Source organism: Verrucosispora sp. TAA-831, assembly GCF_050780145.1.
Classification (GTDB): Bacteria; Actinomycetota; Actinomycetes; order Mycobacteriales; family Micromonosporaceae; genus Micromonospora.
The window spans coordinates 3113614-3132170 of the sequence record NZ_CP192240.1 but is presented as its reverse complement, the minus strand read 5'-3'; the positions used below and the strand labels follow the sequence as shown (position 1 = coordinate 3132170).

Genomic DNA, 18557 nt, shown 5'->3' with positions numbered 1-18557 from the left:
AGAGGATGACCATGGACTTCGCCCTCACCGACGACCAGCGGGACCTGGCGTCGGCCGCCGCCCGGCTGCTCGCCGACCGGTACCCGACCGAGCGGGTCGCCGCGCTCGCCGAGGCGGGCGACGCCGACCCGGACGGATGGCCGCACCTGCGCCGACAGGGCTGGTGCGACCCGGAGCTGGGCATGGTGGAGAAGGGCCTGCTGGCCCAGGAGGCCGGATACGCGCTGGCCGCCACCGGCTGGTGGAGCACGGTCGGCCTGGCCCATCCGGTCCTCGCGGCGGCCGGGTGTGAGCTGCCGACCGGCCCGCTCACCCTGGCCTGGCAGGACGACCCGGACACCGGCCGGGGCGCCCGCGCCGAGCAGCGTTCCGGCACCTGGCGGGTGACCGGTCGACGCGGCCTGGTCACCGAGGCCGCGGCGGTCACCGCGCTGATGGTCGCCGCCGACACCGACGCCGGGCCCGCCCTGTTCCTGGTGGACTCCACGGCCGACGGGCTGACCGTCACGCCGCAGCCCGCCGTGGACCGGCTGCGTGGCGCCGCCCGGCTGGACCTCGTCGACGCCCCGGCCGAGATGCTGGTCGGGCCGGCGGACGCCGGGCGGGTGCTGGCCGACGCGCGCCGACACGGCGGCACGCTGCTGGCCTGCGAGGCCGTCGGCGTCGCCCGTCGGGCCATGGACCTGGCCCGCCGGCACGCCCTGGACCGGGTGCAGTTCGGCCGACCGATCGGGGCCTACCAGGCGGTGGCGCACCGGCTGGCCGACGGCTACGTGGCGCTGGAACTGGCCACCTCGCTCGCCCTGCGGGCGTGCTGGCTGGTCGGCGCCGGGCCGAACGACGCGACACCGGACGAGACCGCCCGGGCGTACGCCGAAGCCGTCGTCGCGGCTCGCCGGGCCGCCGTACGCACCTGCGAGGACGCCCTCCAGGTCACCGGCGGGCTCGGTGCGACCTGGGAGTACCCGCTGCACTGGTGGTACCGCCGGGCGCTCTGGCTGGACAGCTTCGACACCCCCACCGACGACCACCTCGCCACCCTCGCCGGTCACCTGCTGCCCGGGCGGGCACAACCGGCACGGCCGGCCGCGTGACCCCACCGGCCGACGGCGCACCGACCGAGACCGACAAGGAGCAGCGATGCTGACGAGACGACGTGCCCGCATCGACGTGCCGGCCATCCTGCGGCTGATGGAGGTGGGCGACTACCTGCTGCCGTACACGATCCGGGCGGTCTGCCTGCTGCGGGTGGCCGACCAGCTCGCCGACGGGCCGATGGCCGCCGCCGACCTGGCCCGCGCCTGCGACGCCCACGAGCCCTCGCTGACCAAGGCGCTGCGGTACCTGGCCTCCCGGGACCTGTTCGCCGAGGTCGCGCCGGGCGAGTTCGGGCTGACCCCGATGGCCGACCTGCTGCGCGCCGACCACCCCTACTCGGCCCGGGACATCTTCCTCTCCCCCGTGGTGTGCACCCGGGCGATGGAGGGCCTGGACCACACCCTGCGCACCGGTGAGGGCGCCTTCGACGCGGTGCACGGCGTCGGCATGTGGGACCACTTCGGGCAGCATCCCGGCGACGGCGAGGCGTTCGACAAGGTGATGAGCGGGGTCACCGGGATGGAGCTGGAGGCCATCCTGCGCGCCTCGGACTGGTCCCGCTTCGGCACGGTGGTCGACGTGGGCGGCGGCAACGGCCGTTTCCTCGCCGACCTGTTGGGTCGCTTCCCCCGGATGCGCGGGGTGCTGTTCGACAAGCCCGGCGTGGTGGCGAACGCGCCGCAGACGTTCGCCACGGCCGGCGTCACCGACCGGGTACGCGTGGTGCCCGGCAGCTTCCTCACCGACGACATCCCCGCCGGCGGCGACGCGTACGTGCTCAAGCGGATCCTCTACAGCTGGAGCGACGAGGAGGCGACCGGGGTGCTGCGCCGCATCCGGGCCGCGATGTCCCCGCAGGGCCGGGTGTTCATCCTCGAGGCCGGACGGCAGTCCGAGGCTGAGAGCACCCCGCTGGCCCGTCGGATGGACATGCTGATGCTCACGTTGAGCGCGGGCGGCGCGCGCAGCCTCGACGAGCAGCGGGCGATCCTGGCCGGGGCCGGGCTGGAACTGGTCGAGGCGACGCAGACCCCGATGTTCCCGGTGATCGAGGCCCGACCGGTATGACCGGGCTGCTGTCCTGGCTGGCGCAGCCGCGCGACGACCGGGGCATCCGGTTCTCCCGCCCGGACGGCGACTGGGACCGGTGGTCGTACGCGCGACTGGCCCGGCTGGCCCACGGACATGCCGCCGGGTTCGTCGAGCGCGGCGTACGCCCGGACGACGTGGTCGGGGTGGTGCTGCCCTCCGGGCCCGGATTCGTCGGCACCCTGTTCGGCGCGTTGCTGGCCGGGGCGACGGTGTCCCCGCTCGCCCCGCCCGCCGCCTTCGGCGACCCGGACCGGTACGCCGAGCACCTGGCAGCGGCCCTGGCGGCGATGCGACCCCGACTGCTGGTGGTCGACGGCGCGTCCGCGCCCTCGGTGGCCCGGGCGGCGGCCGACGCGGGGGTGTCCACGGTCGACGTCACGGACCTGCCGGTGGGGACGGCGGAACCGGTCGCGGCCCGGCCGGCCGCGGTGGCGCTGCTCCAGTTCACCTCCGGCACCACGGGCGCGGTCCGCGGGGTACGGGTGCCACGGACCGCCCTGGAGGCCAACATCGCGGCCGTCCGGGACTGGCTGGAGATGACCCCCGACGACGCGACCGCCTCCTGGCTGCCGGTGCACCACGACATGGGCCTGGTCGGCTGCCTGCTGGCACCCGTGGTCACCGGCGCCGACCTGTGGCTGCTCACGCCGGCGGAGTTCGTCCGCCGACCCAGCCGCTATCTGGAGTGCTTCGGTCGGGCCGGGGCCCGGCTGACCGCGATGCCGGGCTTCGGGCTGGCGCACGTGCTGCGCCGGGTCCGCCCGGAGCAGCTCGCCGGGCTGGACTTCGGGCAGTGGCGGGCGGTCATCGTCGGCGCCGAACGTGTCGCACCGGCCACCCTGGACGCCTTCGCCGACCTGCTCGCGCCGCACGGGCTGCGCCGGGAGGCGCTGCTGCCCGCGTACGGGCTGGCCGAGGCGACGCTGGCGGTGACCGGGGTGCCGCTGCGGACCGGCTGGCGGCAGGTGCCCGGTCCGGACGGCGTGCCCGTGGTGGGCTGCGGTGGGCCGGTGACCGGGGCCCGGATCGCGGTGGTCGACGACGACGCCCACCCCGTCGGCGACGGGATGATCGGTGAGATCGTGGTCGGCGGCGCGTCGGTCGCCGACGGGTACGCGGGCGGCCCGCCCTTCGGCGGCATGGTCCGCACCGGCGACGCCGGCTTCGTCCGGGACGGGCAGCTCTTCGTGCTGGGCCGCCTCGGCGACAGCCTCAAGGTCCACGGGCGCACCGTCTTCGCCGAGGACGTCGACGCGGTGTTGGGCGCGGCCCTGGACGCACCGCCCGGACGGCTGGCCACCGTGCTCGGCCTGGTGGCGGGAGCCCCGACCGTGGTGGTCCACCTGGAACACCCCCGGCCGGAGTGGCTGCCCCGGATCCCCGCCCTGGTCGCCCCGCTGGTGCCGGCGGCCGACGTGCACGTGCTGCCGGTGCCGTCGGGCACCATCCCCCGCACCACCAGCGGCAAGCCGAGACGGCGTCAGTTGTGGCGGCGTCACCTGGACCGGGCCGCGCCGGACGAGGACGCGGCGGGCCCGGTCAGGTCAGGCCGAGGCTCCGGATGACGCCGGCCAGCACCTTCGTCCGGTGCGGCACCAGATAGAAGTGGTCGCCGTCGAAGACGGTCAGGTCGAAGGCGGCCCGGGTGTAGCCGGCCCAGGCCGCCACCTCGTCCACCGCCGCCTCGGTGTCGACGTCGCCGACCAGCGCCGAGATGGGCGTGGCCAACGGCGCGGCGTCGACCGGGCGGTAGCTCTCGATCAGCCGGTAGTCGGCCCGGAGCGTCGGCAGCAGCGCCGAGCGGAGTTGCGGGTTCTCCAGCGCCGCCGGGTCGGTGCCACCCAACCGGCGCAGCTCGTCCCAAAGGTCGTCGTCCGGGCCGAGGTGTTTGCTGCCCGGCCGGTGGTGGCACGGCGCGGGACGGCCCGAGACGAACAGGTGCGCCAGCGGCGCGGCGTGCCGCCGCTCCAGCCGGCGCGCCACCTCGTACGCGACGGCGGCGCCCATGCTGTGGCCGAACAGTGCGATCGGCAGGTCGCGCCGGGGTGCGAGCACGTCGGTGACCATCTCCGCCAGCACCGGCATGGCGGTCAGCGCGGGCTCGGCGATCCGGTCCAGCCGACCCGGATACTGCACCGCCAGCACCTCGACGTCGTCCGGCAGCTCCCGGGCCCAGCCTCGGTAGAACGGGGCGCTGCCGGTGGCGTGCGGGAAGCAGACCAGTCGCACGGTGGCCGCCGGCCGGGGCCGGTAGCAGCGCAACCACCGGCGCGCGCTGGTCTCCACCGAGGTCACCCGCCCACCCCCGCCGGCTCCCGCAACTGCGCCGGATCGGCCGCCGCCGCCTCACCGGCCGCCGCCAGAGCCGCCAGGTCCGCCGCGCCGAGCATCCGGGGCGGCTCGGCACTGACCAGCTCCGGCGGGCCGAGGATGGCGGTCAGCTCCTGCCACAGTTGGCACAGCGTCAGGTGGTACTGCCCCTGCCGCAGCGGGTCCTCGCCCCGCTCGACGGTGTCCCGCAGCGTCCACAGCGCCCGACGTACCCCCTGCGGCCAGGTGGTGCCGAAGACGGTGTCGTAATGCGGCACCTCGCTCGGGCCGAGGGTGACCGCGCTCGGGGTGCTGGTGTCCCGGTCGGCGGCGAAGTGCGGGTCGGCGCCGATCCCGGCGACCTCACGGGGGAAGTCGGGCCGGGCGGTCCACACCGTCGGACCGTGCGTGCCGACCAGGGTGAGGTTGCCGGCCTCGGTGCCGATGGTGATCCGGTGCATCAGGTGCGCGTAGTTGTCCGGGTCGGCCGGGTCCATCTGGTTCTGCACCCGCAGCGTCACCGGCACCCCGGCCAGCACCCCGTCCAGGCTGCGGAACGGCAGGTCCAGCTCGGTGGCCGAGGTGACCGACGGGGACAGCGCGGGCAGCTCGGTGAACCGCCACGGTCGTACCCCGCCGAGCGCCTGCCCCAGCAGGTCCAGCAGCGAGTACGCCAACTGGAAGCCGCAAGCCACGTCGAGGTAGCGGGGTGGTTGGCGGCGCAGCAGCTCACCCGCCGCGCCGAGGAACCGGCGCACCGGGGTGATGTGCCGGTAGAACGGGTTGAGCTGGTACACGACCTTGTGCCGGCGGGCCTGGCGCAGGCAGCGGGCCAGCTCGTCGTGGTGCAGCGGATGCTCCTGGAGCACGTGCACGCCCCGCGCCATCAACTCCATGGCCAGCTCGGAGCCACGGCCGCCGAGCAGCCCGCCCCGGATCACCACGCAGGCGATGTCGATGTCGTCGGGCAACTGGTCCACCGCCGTGTACAGCGGCACGCCGTAGTGCGCGGCACAGGCCCGGGAGCGGTCGCTGCCCCCGGCCAGGACCCCGGCGAGCTGGAAGCTCGGGTCCGCCTCGCGGAAGGACTCCAGATAGACCTGGCCGAAGCGGGTGCCGCAGACGACCACCCGGGTGGGTCGCTTCATATGACGTCCTCCTCGTACTGCTCGACGGCGGAGACACCCGCCACCACGGTGGCCAACGGCACCGCCGGCACCGCCGCCAGCTCGGTGACGGTGGCGATCGGGTCGAGGACCTCGTCGGCGTGCCAGACACCCGGCGGCACCACGCCGGCCAGCACCGCCCGGGCCGTCAGCGCGGCCATGCTGCCGGTCAGCTCGCTGGCGCCGGTGCTGCGGACCACCGCGGTCCGTTCCCCACCCGGCCCGGAGAGGGTCACCACCAGGGTCTGGTACGCCGGGTGGCCGAACAGGTCCAGCTCGGCCGCCCGACACAGCCGCTCGCCGGACTCCCGGTACCCGCCCTCGGTGGCCCCGGGGACGGCCCGCAGCGCGGCCAGCACCCGCTCCCCGGCGAAGACCGAATACCAGTCGACCTGCCGCAGCCCCAGCGCGGCGGCCACCCGGGCGGTCTCGGTGCCCAGGTAGGGCTGCGCGGTGACCGGCTCGGGGAACCACGGCAGGGCCAGCTCCGGCACCGGGCGCAACGCGTTGTGCGCCACCCGGCCGTTCCGCCAGGCCGCGGCGGGCCAGCCGAAACTCTCGTCGGCGGCGACGTAGTCGACGGCGGCGGTCAGGGTGAACCGGTCCCGGCCGCCGACGTACCCGGTGAGCCGCTCGCCGTCGGGCAGGTGGGCGGCCAACAGTCGGGGCAGCAGCCCGGTCAGGCCGGGCATCATGCCCGCCGACACCACCGCGGCCCGGCTGCTGCCACCGGACACCGCCGTCACCGCGGCGTGCAGCGCGTCGTCACCGGCCGCGTCGACGTAGTCGGCACCCGCCGCCACCGCCGCGCGGGCCGCCCCGTCGACCAGTTCCACCGCCGGGCCGGCGCAGTTGAGCACCACCCGGGCACCCGCGCAGAACCGGGCGAGGTCGGCCGGGTCACGGGCGTCGACGACCATCGGTTCGGCACCGTGGACCTGCGGAGGGCGCCGGGCACCGACCCGCAACGGGCCGACGTCCCAGGACCGCAGCAGCGCCACCGCCGCCCGACCGACCGCCCCGGAGGCACCGAGCACGGCGACAGCGGTCACCGCGCCGGCTCCGGGTCGAGGGCCGCCAGCGCGGTCCCGGCCGCGTCACCCAACACGGTCAGGTGGTCGGCGTCCACGTCGACGGTGCGGACGTCGCCCAGGCACAGGTCGGCCCAGAACTCCAGGCTCTGCGCGTCGTACGGCACCGCGCCGGTGGGCCGCAGCACGATCAGGTCACCGGCGTACAGCGTCGGCTCGTGCCGGGCCAGGGCCGCCAGCCGCGCGGCGAAGTCCTCGTCGGGCTCCGCGCCGCCGGTCTCCGCCCGGTACGTCTGCGCCGGGTCGCCGCCGGGCGTCGGCCGCCACGGCGAGATCAGCACCACCGCGTCGACCTGCCCGCCGGCCTCGATCAGCGACCGGGCCACCTCCAGCGTGGACGTCGCGCCGAGGCCGTACCCGACCAGTCGTACCGCCGGGTGTCCGGCCGTGGTGACCAGCCGGGCCTGCGCGGCGGCGACCCGGAGCAGGTCGTCGGCCGCGCCCGGGGCCAACCCGAGCACCGGACCGGTGGTCGCCAGGTGCGGCACCAGACCCGCGTACGGGTCGACACCCGCGCCACCGGACACCAGCACCCAGGGCGCCCCCTCGGCTCCCTCGTGCCGCACGGACAGTCCGTCCCCGCTGGACGTGGTCGGCGTCGACGGCGACGCGGTGACCGGGGTGGCCGCCGACTCCGCCTCGACGTGGCCGGCGAGGGCGGCCACCGTGGGCTGCTCCAGCACCTGCCGCAGCAACTGGTCGAAGAAGAGTCCGGCGGCCTGCGGGATCTCCTCCAGGATCCGGCCGGTGATCTGCGCCGCGACCAGCGAGTCCCCGCCGAGTTCGAACAGGTTCTCGTCCCGACCCACCCGGGGCAGCCGCAGCGCCTCGGCCCAGACCGCCGCGATCCGGCGTTCCAGGTCGCTGCCGAGGGCACCGGACCCGGCGACGGTGACCGTGCCGCGCCGGGGCAGTCGACGGCGCAACGCCGCCCGGTCGACCTTGCCGTTGGCGTTGAGCGGCAGGGCGTCGACGACCTGGACCACCGACGGCACCATGTACTGCGGCAGCCGCCCGGCCAGGTGCTCGGTCAGGTCGTCGCGGGAGATCCGCACCCGGTCGGTCTTGAACCGGGCGGCCAGCACGCACATGCCCAGTTCGGCGATGAAGCCGTCCGGCTCGGGCAGGCAGAGCGGCTGCGCCGCGCCCGCCGCGCCCAGCACGTCGAGCCAGGACCGGCGGTCGAGGAACACCTGCTCGGTGCCTCGCCGCAGGTCGGTGAAGTCGGCCGTGGCCTCGTCCACCCGGACCAGCAGTTCCAGCGACGTCATGATCTGGTGGTGGTCGCGGGTCATCTCGCAGGCGACCAGCCAGCCCTGCGGGGCGAGCACCTCGCGCAGCCGGTCCAGCGCGCGGCCGACGTCGGCGCTGGCGTGCAGCACGTCGCCGGCCACGATGACGTCGAACGAGTTCGGGGACAGGCCCTGCGCGGCCAGGTCACGGTCGATGTCGACGGCCTCCAGACGCAGGCCGGGGCGTTCGCCGAACCGGGTCCGCAGCTCGCCCAGGAAGAACGGGGACAGGTCGGTGGCCAGGTAGTCCACCTCGTGCCCGTCGAGCGCGGCGAGCACGGCGGCGGTGGTGCCACCGGCTCCGGCGCCCACCTCCAGCACCCGCAGCGCCCCGGGTTCGATCCGCTGCTCGGCGATCCGCCGCACCAGGGCCGCCGCTGCCTCGTTGGCCCACCGGTTGAACAGCGTGCGTTCGTAGAGGCCCTGCGAGACGTCCACCCGGCCCTGCGGGAACAGCAGCGCCAGCGGGTCGTCCTCGCCGCGCAGCAGCGCGGGCAGGTGCGCGGTGCTGGCCCGGAAGTAGTCCAGCAGGTCCCGGTCCTCGGCGTCGGCGAGCTGCGCGACCTCCCGCCAGCCGGCCTCGGTGTCCGCCGTCGTCCCCGCCGGGGTCAGCCCGTACCGGCCGTCGGCGTCCTGGTCGAGCAGGCCGGCGCCGGTGAGCGCGCGCAGCCAGCGCCGGACCAACCGGTGGTGGCGGGGCGCGACGTGTGCGGTGTCCAACAATTCCGCCAGCGGGTGCCGGCGGCCGGCGGCGAACAGCCCGGCGGCGCGGAACGCGTCCACCATGGCCGGCAGCGCGACGTCGTCGAGCCGGTGCGCGTACGCGAGGTAGCGGTCCCGGTCGACACCGGTGAGCGTGGTGTCCGCGTCGGCGCAGGCGTCCACGCCGAGCTGCCGGACGGCCGTCTGGTCGTGCTCGACCTGCACGGCGGTGACCGGTCGGCCGGCCGGCTCGACGAAGGCGGCCAGCCGCCGCTCCAGCGGGGTGTCGCCGTCGACCACCACGACCGCCCCGGCGACCGCCGGGTGTCCGCCCAGCGCCGCCTCGATCTCGGCCAGCTCGATCCGGTAGCCCCTGATCTTGACCTGGAGGTCCTCCCGGCCGAGGAACTCGATGGTGCCGTCGGGCAGGTACCGGCCCATGTCGCCGGTGCGGTACAGCCGCTCACCGGTCTGCGGGTGCACGACGAACCGCTCGGCGGTGCGCTCGCGGTCGTTGAGGTAGCCCAGCGCCAGTCCCACGCCGCCGATGTACAGCTCGCCGCTGACCAGGTCCGGGCGGGGTCGCAGGGCCGCGTCGAGCACGTGGAAGCTCTGGTTGGTCAGCGGACGACCGTACGGGATGCTGCGCCACTGCGGGTCGACCTGCTCGATCGGGTACCAGATCGACCAGATGGACGCCTCGGTCGCCCCACCGAGGCTGACGATGCGCAGCCCGGGCACCCGGGCGCGGATCTGGTCCGGCAGCGCCACCGGAATCCAGTCGCCGGAGAGCATCGCCAGCCGCAGCCCCTCCGGCGCGGTGTCCGTGGCCGAGACGAGGTAGTCGTGCAGCATCTGCAACTGGGCGGGCACCGAGTTCCACACCGTGACGCCGTGCGTGCCGACCAGGTCGGCCCAGTGCGACGGGTCGCCGCGACGCTGCGGGTCGGGCAGCACCACCGCGCCGCCCACCGACAGCGGGCCGAAGACGTCGTACACCGACAGGTCGAAGCCGAGGTTGGAGAGGCCGAGCACCCGGTCGTCGGGCCCGACCCCGAAGCGCTCGTTGATGTCGAGCACCGTGTTCACCGCGCCCCGATGATTGATCATGACGCCCTTCGGGGTGCCGGTGGAGCCGGAGGTGTGGATGACGTACGCCAACTCCTCCGGGTCGCCGGAGCCCTCGACCGGCTGCGGCTGTCCGGTGCCCAGCAGGTCCACGTCGAGCAGGCGCAGCCCCTCGGCCCAACCGTCCCGGTCCACCCCGGACTGGGTCAGCGCGCAGCGGATCCCGGCGTTGGTCAGGATGGTCCGGCGGCGCGCCGCCGGCTGCGAGGTGTCCACCGGCACGTAGACGCAGCCGGCCAGCAGCGCGCCGAGCACCGCGACGACCTGCTCCCAGCCCCGGTCCATGACCACCGCGACCAGTTCCTGGCGGCGGCAGCCCGCGGCGGTCAGCGCCTCGGCCACCCCGGCCGCCCGACCGAGCAGCTCGCCGTAGTCCAGCGTCCGGTCGGCGGCGACGACGGCGGGCCGGTCCGGGGTGCTCAGCGCCTGCAACACCACCCGGTCGTGCAGCATCCCGGCGGGGACCGGCGCGTGTGTCCGGTTGGCCTCGGCGCGACGCTCCCGCGTCGCCGCCGGCGGGTCGGGGTGGCCGGTCCCGGTCCAGGCCGCGTCGTCGCCGGCCAGCCGGTGCAGCAACGCGTCGTACGCGGCGAACATGTCGTCGACCACGCCGGGCGGGAAGACCTCCTCCCGGACGTCCCAGTTGGACACCAGGCCACCGTCGCGCTCGATGTTCTGGCAGTCGATCCAGACCTGTGGGGTCTGGCTGATCCCGTAGCCCAGCTCGCCCAGCGGCGCGCCGTCGGCGGCGGCCCCGGCGGAGGTGATGCCGATGGCGCTGGTGAACACCACCGGGAACAGCGCCGCCTCGGCGCCCTGCCGGCGGGCGATCTCCCGCATCACCTCGATGCCGCTGAACGAGCGGTGGTCCAGGTCCTCCCAGAGCTGCGCCTGTAGGTCCCGGGCCCGCTCGTCGAACCGGCGGGTCGGATCGGCGTCCACGGCCAGCAGGTCGACCGAGGTGAAGTCACCGACCAGGGCGTTGACCTGATCGTGCACCGGAGCCCGGTTGAGCAGGGTGATGTCGAGGGTGAACCGGGACCGCCGGCTGTACGCGGCGATGGTGTCCGAGAACGCGGCCAGCACCGCACCGGACGGGCTGACCCCGTGCCGGCCGGCGCGCTGCCGCAGCCCCTCCCAGACCTGCGGCGAGAGCCGCGTCTCCCAGCGGCGGAAGCGGCCCTCGCTGTCGGCGGGACGGGCCACCGTGGGCAGTTCCGGCGCGGCCGACAGGTCGTCGACCCGGGCCAGCCACCACTGCCGGTCCCGCTCGTGGCGCGGGCTGTCCCGCACCGCGCGCTCGGCGAGCTGGTAGTCCCGGAAGGTGATCTCCAGCGGCGGCAGCGGCTCGTCCGGCCGGTGGTAGAGCCGGTGCAGCTCGTCGAGCACCACCTGGACGCTGATGAAGTCGGCGATCAGGAAGTCGATCGAGACGTGCAGCACGGTCCGGTGGTCGGCACGGGTGATCCGGGCGGCGAACAGCGGCCACCGGTCGGGCGTGTGCACCAGGTGGTCCATCTCGGCGCGGACCGCGCTGACCGCCGCCTCGACCACCGCCTCGGGGCGGCCGGTCAGGTCGATCACCGGCACCTCGAACGGCGGCACCTCCGCCAGCACGCGCTGCGCGCCGTCGGCCTCCACCACCGCGCGGAGCATGTCGTGCCGGGCGATCAGGGCCCGCCAGGCGGCGGTCATCCGGTCCGGGTCCAGCTCGGGGTAGACCAGTTCGCCGTAGCCGTGACAGGCGACGCCGCCGTACGCGAACGTCTCGCCCCGTCCGAGCAGGTACGCCGCCTGCACGTCGGTGACCGGGAACGGGTCGTGCCGGTGCGTCCGGTCCGGGACCAGGGTGCCGGTGCCGGCGGCGTTGTCGAGGTGCGCGACGATCTCGTCGCGGCGGGCGCGCAACGCCTCGCGGCGATCCGGCGTCATCGCCCCCTGCGGTGCCCGGAAGCGCAGTTGACCGGCCTCCAACCAGACCCGGACCCCCACGCTCTCCAGCTCGGCGAGCAGGTCACCGGCGGACGACTGACTCATATCGTGCCCTCCTCGAAGTCACCGGGTTCCACCGCGCCGCGGTGGGCGTCGAAGACGTCTGCCAACTGCGCCACGGTCGGCGCCAGGAAGAGCTGCCGCAGCGACAGCTCCACCCCGTGGCGCGACCGCAGCGTCTCCACCAACCGGGTGGCCAGCAGGCTGTCCCCGCCGAGGGCGAAGAAGCTCTGCTGCCGGCCGATCCGCTCGCAGTCGAGCACCTCGGCCCAGATCTCGGCGATCAGCTTCTCGCTGTCCCCGCGCGGGCTCTCGTCGGCCGCGTCGTCGGGTTCGGTGTCCACCTGGGCGGTCAACGCCCGGCGGTCCACCTTGCCGTTGGCGGTCAGCGGCAGCCCGGGTACGCCGACCACCCGCTCCGGCACCATGTAGCTGGGCAGCCGAGACGCCAGGAAGCCGACCAGCGCCGCCTCGTCGACCGGCTCGTCGGCGGCGACCACGGCCAGCGCCAGCCGCCGGTGCGTGCCCTCGCCGACGGTCAGCCCGACGGCGCGGGCCACCCCGGCGTACGCCTCCGCAGCCGCCTCGATCTCGCCCAGCTCGATCCGGTGTCCCCGGATCTTGACCTGGAAGTCGGCCCGGCCGAGGAACTCCAGCGTGCCGTCGGGCCAGTACCGGCCGAGATCCCCGGTGCGGTACCACCGCTGTCCGTCCACGGTGACGAACTGCCGTGCGGTGGTCTCCGGGTCACCCCGGTAGCCCCGGGCCACCCCGACGCCGCCGATCCACAGCTCACCGGGCACCCAGTCCGGGCAGTCCCGGCCGCGTGGATCGACCACCCGGTAGCGCTGGTTGCGCAGCGGCAGGCCGTACGGCACGGACCGCCAGTGCGCGGGCACCACGTCGACCTCGCAGGCGTTGGACCAGATGGCCGCCTCGGTGGCGCCGCCCAGCGCGACGAACCGGGCATCGGGGCACCGGTCGCGCAGTCGGCCGGGCAGGTCGAGCCCGACCCAGTCGCCGGAGAGCAGGGCCAGCCGCAGCCGGTCGGGCAGACCGTCGGTCTCGGCGGCGACCAGCAGCATGTCCAGCAGCGCGGGCACCGAGTTCCAGATCGTGACACCGGCACCGCGGGCGGCGGCGGCCCACCGGCGCGCCTCCCGCCGGTCGGCGTCGGCGACGCAGACCACCGCGCCGCCGACGCCGAGCAGCCCGAACAGGTCGTAGACGGAGAGGTCGAAGTCGAGCGCCGAGATGGCCAGCACCCGGTCGTCGGGGCCGACGCCGTAGCGGGTGTTGATGTCGTCGACGGTGTTCAGCGCCGCCCGGTGGGTGATCTCCACGCCCTTCGGTTCGCCGGTGGAGCCGGAGGTGAAGATGATGTAGGCGAGCTGGTCCGGGTCCACCTCGACCGGTGCGGGCAACGGTGTGGCGGGGGTGTCCGGCGCCACCACCGGATGGCCGGTGTCCAGGTCGGGCCGGGCGACGACGGCCCGTACCCCGGCCCGGGAGTAGATCCGGTCTCGGCGTTCGGCGGGCTGGTCGACGCCGACCGGGACGTAGTGGCCGCCCGCCGCGAGCACGCCGAGCACCGCGGCGACCTGGTCGACACCGCGCGGCAGGGTGACCGCGACGGCGTCGCCGGGCTGGACGCCGTGCGTGCGCAACGCCCCGCCGAGGCGCAGCGCCCGCACGGCGAGTTCGCGGTAGTCGACCGCCACACCGTCGGCGGTGACCACGGCCGTGGCGTCCGGCGTGGTGGCGGCGTGCGTGAAGAAGCCGGTGTGCAGCAGGCCGGTCGGCAGCGGACCGGCGGTGTCGTTGACCGCGTCCCGGACCTGCCGCTGCGCCGCCGGCAGCGGCGCCGGGGGCACCGCCTCCCAGTCCGCCGTGGTCAGCCGCAGCAGCAGCGCCCGGTACGCGTCGAACATGGCGTCGAGCAGCCCGGCCGGGAACAGTTCGTCGACCGAGTCCCAGTTGTAGACCAGGCCACCGTCGCGCTCCATCACCTGGTTGTCGAGCCAGACCTGCGGGGTCTGCGAGATGCCCCAGACCAGCTCGCCGAAGGGGAACGACATCTCGCTCATGCCACCGGCGACGCCGAGGGCGCTGGTGAACACCACCGGCATGCTCACCGCGCCGCCCTGTCGGCGGCGGGCGAGTTCGCGCAGCACCCACAGCGCGGAGACCGAGTCGTGGGCCATCCCCTCCCAGACCTGTTCCTGGGTACGCCGGACCACGTCCAGCCAGGTGTCCCCGGCCCCCGCCCGGTGCGCCAGCAGCAGCAGCGAGGTGAAGTCGCCGAGGATGTTGCTGATGTCGGGGTGCACGTCCCGGCGGTTGAACAGGGTGAGGTTGAGGGTCAGGTCCCCGCGACCGCACCAGGCCGACAACACCTCGGCGAAAGCGGCGGCCAGGACGCTTGCCGGGGTCACCCCGTGCCGCCGGGCCTGCTCGGTCAGCCGCGTCCACTGGGTCGGGTCGAGACGGTCCTCCCGGCGGACGAAGCGCGGGGCGACCACGGTGTCCGGGTCCACGGCCAGCGGCAGGGGTGGTGCGGGCGGGAGGCTGTCCAGCCGCTCCCGCCAGTACCGCTGGTCGTCGGCCACCGTCGGCGAGTCGGCCAGCAGGTAGTCGCGGAAGGTCACCCCGACCGGGCGCAACGACGCCGCCGGGTCGGTGTAGAGCGTGGTCAGCTCGTCGAAGAAGATCACGATGCTGAGCGCGTCGAGCACGATGTAGTCGAAGCTGAAGCCGATGCGGACCCGGCCGTCGGCGTACCGGACGGCGGCGATCGCCAGCAGCGGCCAGCGGCTCGGGTCGGGGACCCGGTGCGCCATCCGGTCCCGCAGGTCGCGCAGTTCGGCGTCGCCACCGTCGTGGACGGTGATCCGGAACCGGTCGACCTCGGCCAGCACCCGCTGGTCGCCGTCGTCGTCGAAGATCGCCCGGAGCATGTCGTGCCGGGCGACCAGCAGGTCGACCGCGTCCTCCAACCGGTCCAGGTCGACGTTCGCGCCGTCGAACTCCCAGTACCAGTGCGAGCCGACCCCGCCGAGGGCGAACTCGCTGCTGCGCCCCAGCCAGTACGCCCGCTGGACGTCGGTGGGCGGGAAGGGCGCGTACCGGTTGGCCGGGTCGGCCCGCAGCGCGACGGCGGCGGGTCGGTCCCCCTCGGCCCGGCGCAGGGTGGCGGCGAAGTCGGCCAGCACCGGGGTGGCGAAGAGTTGGCGCAGGTTCGCACCGTCCAGCCCGGCGGCGCCGAGCAGGGCCATCGACCGGGTCGCGACCAGGCTGTCGCCACCGGCGGCGAAGAAGCTCTGCCGCCGTCCGACCGCGGGCACCCCGAGCAGGTCGGCCCAGATCCGGGCCACCTCGCGTTCGATGTCGCCGACCGGCGGTTCGAGCTGCTCGGGTCCGGGACCGGCGGCGTCGACCAGGCGGGCCACCGCCCGTCGATCGATCTTGGCGTTGGCGGACAGCGGCAGGTCGTCGGTGAGCACCACCCGCTCGGGCACCATGTAGCCGGGCACCTGCTCGGCCAGCCAGTCGCGCAGCGCGCCCGGGTCGAGATCGGTCTCGCTGACGACGGCGACGGCGAGCCGCCGGGGCGTACCGAGGGCCACCGCGACCGCCCGGCGGACGGCGGGGTGCCGCTCCAGCGCGGTCTCGATCTCCCCCAGCTCGATCCGGTGGCCCCGGATCTTGACCTGGGCGTCGGCCCGGCCGAGGAACTCCACGCTGCCGTCCGGGTGGTACCGGGCCAGGTCGCCGGTGCGGTACCAGCGCACCCCGTCGACCTCGCGGAACTGCGCGGCGGTGCGCTCGGGGTCGCCCCGGTAGCCGTCGGCCACCGACCGGCCGCCGATCCAGAGTTCACCGGGGACCCAGTCGGGCCGGTCCCGGCCCGCCGGGTCGGTCACCCGCATGAGCTGGTTGGCCAACGGCACGCCGTACGGCACCGAGCGCCAGTCGTCGGGCACCGGCACCGGCACCACCTGGACGGTCGAGTGGATCGCCGTCTCCGTGGTGCCGCCGAGCGCCACCAGGACCGCGCCCGACGCCTGCGCGGCCAGCCGCCCGGCCAGGTCGAGCCCGACCCAGTCGCCGCCCAGCAGGGCCAGGCGCAGCGGCAGGTCGCCGTCGGTGCCGGCGGTCAGCAACATGTCCAGCAGCGCGGGCACGGACTGCCAGACGGTGACCCGGTGCCGCCGGACCAGCTCCACCCAGCCCTCGGCGTCCCGCCGCTCGTCCTCGCCGACGCAGACCACGGCGGCACCGGCGCTCAGCATGCCGAACATGTCGTACACGGAGAGGTCGAAGTCGAGGGCCGAGACCGCGAGCACCCGGTCGTCCGGGCCGACGTCGAAGCGCCGGCCGATGTCGTCGATCGTGTTGACCGCCGCCCGGTGCGGCACCTGCACCCCCTTCGGCTCCCCGGTGGAGCCGGAGGTGAACAGCAGGTAGGCCGGGTCGTCGTCGCTGCCGGGAACCGGGCCGGCCGGCGGGTACGAGCGGTCCGCCACGTCCACCACGCACAGGTCACCGGGCAGCTCCGGCCGGGGTACCCCGGCCACCACGTGCCGGACCCCGGCCACCGCGTGGATCCGTGCCCGGCGGGCGGCCGGCTGGTCGACGCCGACCGGCACGTACACGCCGCCGGCCCGCAGCACGCCGAGCACCGCGACGACCTGTCGGGGTCCCTTCTCGACGGTGACCGCCACCGGGTCGCCGGGGCGCAGCCCGTTGGCGACCAGCGCTCCGGCGAGGCGGTCGGCCTGCGCGGCCAGGTCGCCGTAGTCGAGCCGGCCGTCGGTGCCCCAGAGCAGCGCCGGGCGGTCCGGCTCGGCGGCGGCCCGGGCGAAGAAGTCGTCGTGCAGCCGACGGCGACGGACCGGACGGGCCGTGTCGTTGGCCGCCGCGCGGACCTGCCGGGTCCGCTCCGGCACCAGCTCCGGCGGGTACGCGGCCCAGTCCGCGTCGTCGTTCAGCAGCCAGTCCAGGATTCGCAGGTACGCGTCAAACATCTCGCCGACCAGCCCGGCCGGGAAGAGCTCCGCCACGCAGTCCCAGTTCACGAACAGCCCGTGCTCGCGCTCGGTGACCTGTACGTCCAGCCACACCTGCGGGGTCTGCGACATGGTCCAGCCGGGTGCGCCGAAGCTCTCGCGTACCTCGCCGTCGAACAGTTCGCCGAGGCTGAGCGCGCTGGTGAAGACCACCGGCGCGCCGACGGGCGTACCACCGCGCAGCCGGGTCAGGTCCCGCAGCACGTCCACTCCGGTGTAACCGGGGTGGGCGGCGTCGGCGCGCAGTCGCTCCTGCACCGTGCGGGCGAAGGCGGCGAAGTCGCGCTCGGCGGTGGTGTCCACCTCCAGCAGCAGCAGGTTGGTGAAGTCACCGACCAGATGCGCCACGTCCGGGTGCACCGGCTGCCGGTCGTAGAGCGGCAGGTTGAGCAGGAACCGTCCGGCGGCGCTCCACCGGCCCAGCACGTGACCGAAGGCGGCCAGGAACAGCACCGGCAGGGTCAGCCCGTGCGTGCGGGCGCGGCGGGTCAGTCGCTCGACCTGGTCGGCGGCGACCCAGTGGTGGTGCCGGACCACCCGCTGGCCGCTGACCTGTTGCGGGTCGACGGCCAGCGGCAGCTCCGGCGGGCCGGGCAGCTCGGGCAGCCGCGCCTGCCAGTACGCCTGGTCCGCGTCCCGCTCGCCGACCCGGCGCTCGCGCAGGGTCGCCAGGTAGCTCGGGTAGTCGAGCCCGATCGGGGGCAGGTCGGCGTCCGGGTCCCGATAGAGGCGGGCGAGTTCCGACATCAGGATCCGGAAGCTGTGCGCGTCGGCGACCAGCATCTCGATGTGCACGTGGCAGCGGGTGCCGCCGTCGGGCAACAGCGAGAGCTGCACGTCGAAGACCTCACCCCGGGCCACGTCCAGCCGCCGGTGCGACAACCGGTCGCGCAGGTCGAGCAGGGTCCGCTCGGCCTGCGCGTGGTCGTGGGCCCGCAGGTCGTGCACGGTCAGGCCGGGCCAGGGGCTCTCCGGCAGGATGCGCTGCCGGCCGTCGTCGTCGAAGCGGGCGCGCAGCATCCCGTGTCGGCGCAGCAGGGCCCGGACCGCGGTGTCGAGCCGGGCCGGGTCCACCCCGCTGCCGTCGAACTCGTTGTAGAAGTGCGCGCCGACGCCACCGAGGGCCTGCCCGTCGCCCCGCCCCACCCAGTACGCGTGTTGCATCGCGGCGAGGTCGAAGGGTGCGTCCGCGTCGACGACGGTCAGCGGCGGCGCGTCGGGGGTCACCGCGTCGGCGGGAGCCCGTCCGGCGACCATCCGCCACCAGTCGTCCAGGGTGCGGCCCTCGACCAGTTCCGCGAAGCTCACCGTCACGCCCCGCTGGTGCCAGCGGGCCACCAGCCGCATCACGCCGATCGAGTCGAGACCGAGCTGGAGCAGGTCGGCGTCGTCCGCGACCGTGCCGGGTGGTTCACCGAGGACGGCCGCGATGTCGTCCCGCATGCCGTCCCGGGTGAAGGGTCGTGTGTGTTCGGCCTCGACGCCCAATCTGGGTCTCCCCTGTTCGACGGAGTTGTCCGGCACCGCCACACGAGTCCGTGCCGACGCCAAGGTAACAAGCCGACACGGATACGTACAGTAGAAAGAACATGCTACTTGCAATAGGCTCCACATACG

At 74.8% G+C, this 18557-nt stretch carries 8 protein-coding genes; 3 read left to right on the top strand and 5 right to left on the bottom strand.

The window, feature by feature from the left end; all coding sequences use genetic code 11:
- Nucleotides 1–11 precede the first annotated feature (11 nt).
- From ACQVFL_RS14105 to ACQVFL_RS14095, 3 genes are read left to right on the top strand one after another with little or no spacing between them, the layout of a single operon-like run.
- A complete protein-coding gene (locus tag ACQVFL_RS14105; RefSeq protein ID WP_431729563.1) occupies nt 12–1094 on the top strand; it encodes an acyl-CoA dehydrogenase family protein in 1083 nt (360 codons plus the stop codon).
- A 46-nt stretch (nt 1095–1140) separates the two neighbouring features.
- Complete coding sequence (locus ACQVFL_RS14100) at nt 1141–2166, top strand: methyltransferase (RefSeq protein WP_431729562.1); 1026 nt, start codon at nt 1141–1143, stop codon at nt 2164–2166.
- Nucleotides 2163–3755, top strand: a complete 1593-nt coding sequence (locus ACQVFL_RS14095) for an AMP-binding protein (RefSeq protein ID WP_431729561.1) — start codon at nt 2163–2165, stop codon at nt 3753–3755. Before ACQVFL_RS14100 ends, ACQVFL_RS14095 begins: the two co-directional genes overlap by 4 nt.
- On the opposite strand, the gene ACQVFL_RS14090 is transcribed toward ACQVFL_RS14095, so the two are convergent.
- From ACQVFL_RS14090 to ACQVFL_RS14070, 5 genes are read right to left on the bottom strand one after another with little or no spacing between them, the layout of a single operon-like run.
- Nucleotides 3730–4485: a thioesterase II family protein gene (locus ACQVFL_RS14090; RefSeq protein ID WP_431729560.1), complete on the bottom strand. Its 756-nt coding sequence runs from the start codon at nt 4483–4485 to the stop codon at nt 3730–3732. The genes ACQVFL_RS14095 and ACQVFL_RS14090 overlap by 26 nt on opposite strands.
- Nucleotides 4482–5648: a Gfo/Idh/MocA family oxidoreductase gene (locus ACQVFL_RS14085; RefSeq protein ID WP_431729559.1), complete on the bottom strand. Its 1167-nt coding sequence runs from the start codon at nt 5646–5648 to the stop codon at nt 4482–4484. The genes ACQVFL_RS14090 and ACQVFL_RS14085 overlap by 4 nt, the downstream gene beginning before the upstream one ends.
- Nucleotides 5645–6718, bottom strand: a complete 1074-nt coding sequence (locus ACQVFL_RS14080) for a saccharopine dehydrogenase NADP-binding domain-containing protein (protein WP_431729558.1) — start codon at nt 6716–6718, stop codon at nt 5645–5647. The genes ACQVFL_RS14085 and ACQVFL_RS14080 overlap by 4 nt, the downstream gene beginning before the upstream one ends.
- Nucleotides 6715–11916 (bottom strand): amino acid adenylation domain-containing protein, encoded by a 5202-nt coding sequence (locus tag ACQVFL_RS14075; RefSeq protein ID WP_431729557.1) that lies wholly within the window; start codon nt 11914–11916, stop codon nt 6715–6717. The genes ACQVFL_RS14080 and ACQVFL_RS14075 overlap by 4 nt, the downstream gene beginning before the upstream one ends.
- Nucleotides 11913–18383 (bottom strand): amino acid adenylation domain-containing protein, encoded by a 6471-nt coding sequence (locus tag ACQVFL_RS14070; RefSeq protein ID WP_431729556.1) that lies wholly within the window; start codon nt 18381–18383, stop codon nt 11913–11915. The genes ACQVFL_RS14075 and ACQVFL_RS14070 overlap by 4 nt, the downstream gene beginning before the upstream one ends.
- Between the last annotated feature and the right edge of the window lie 174 nt (nt 18384–18557).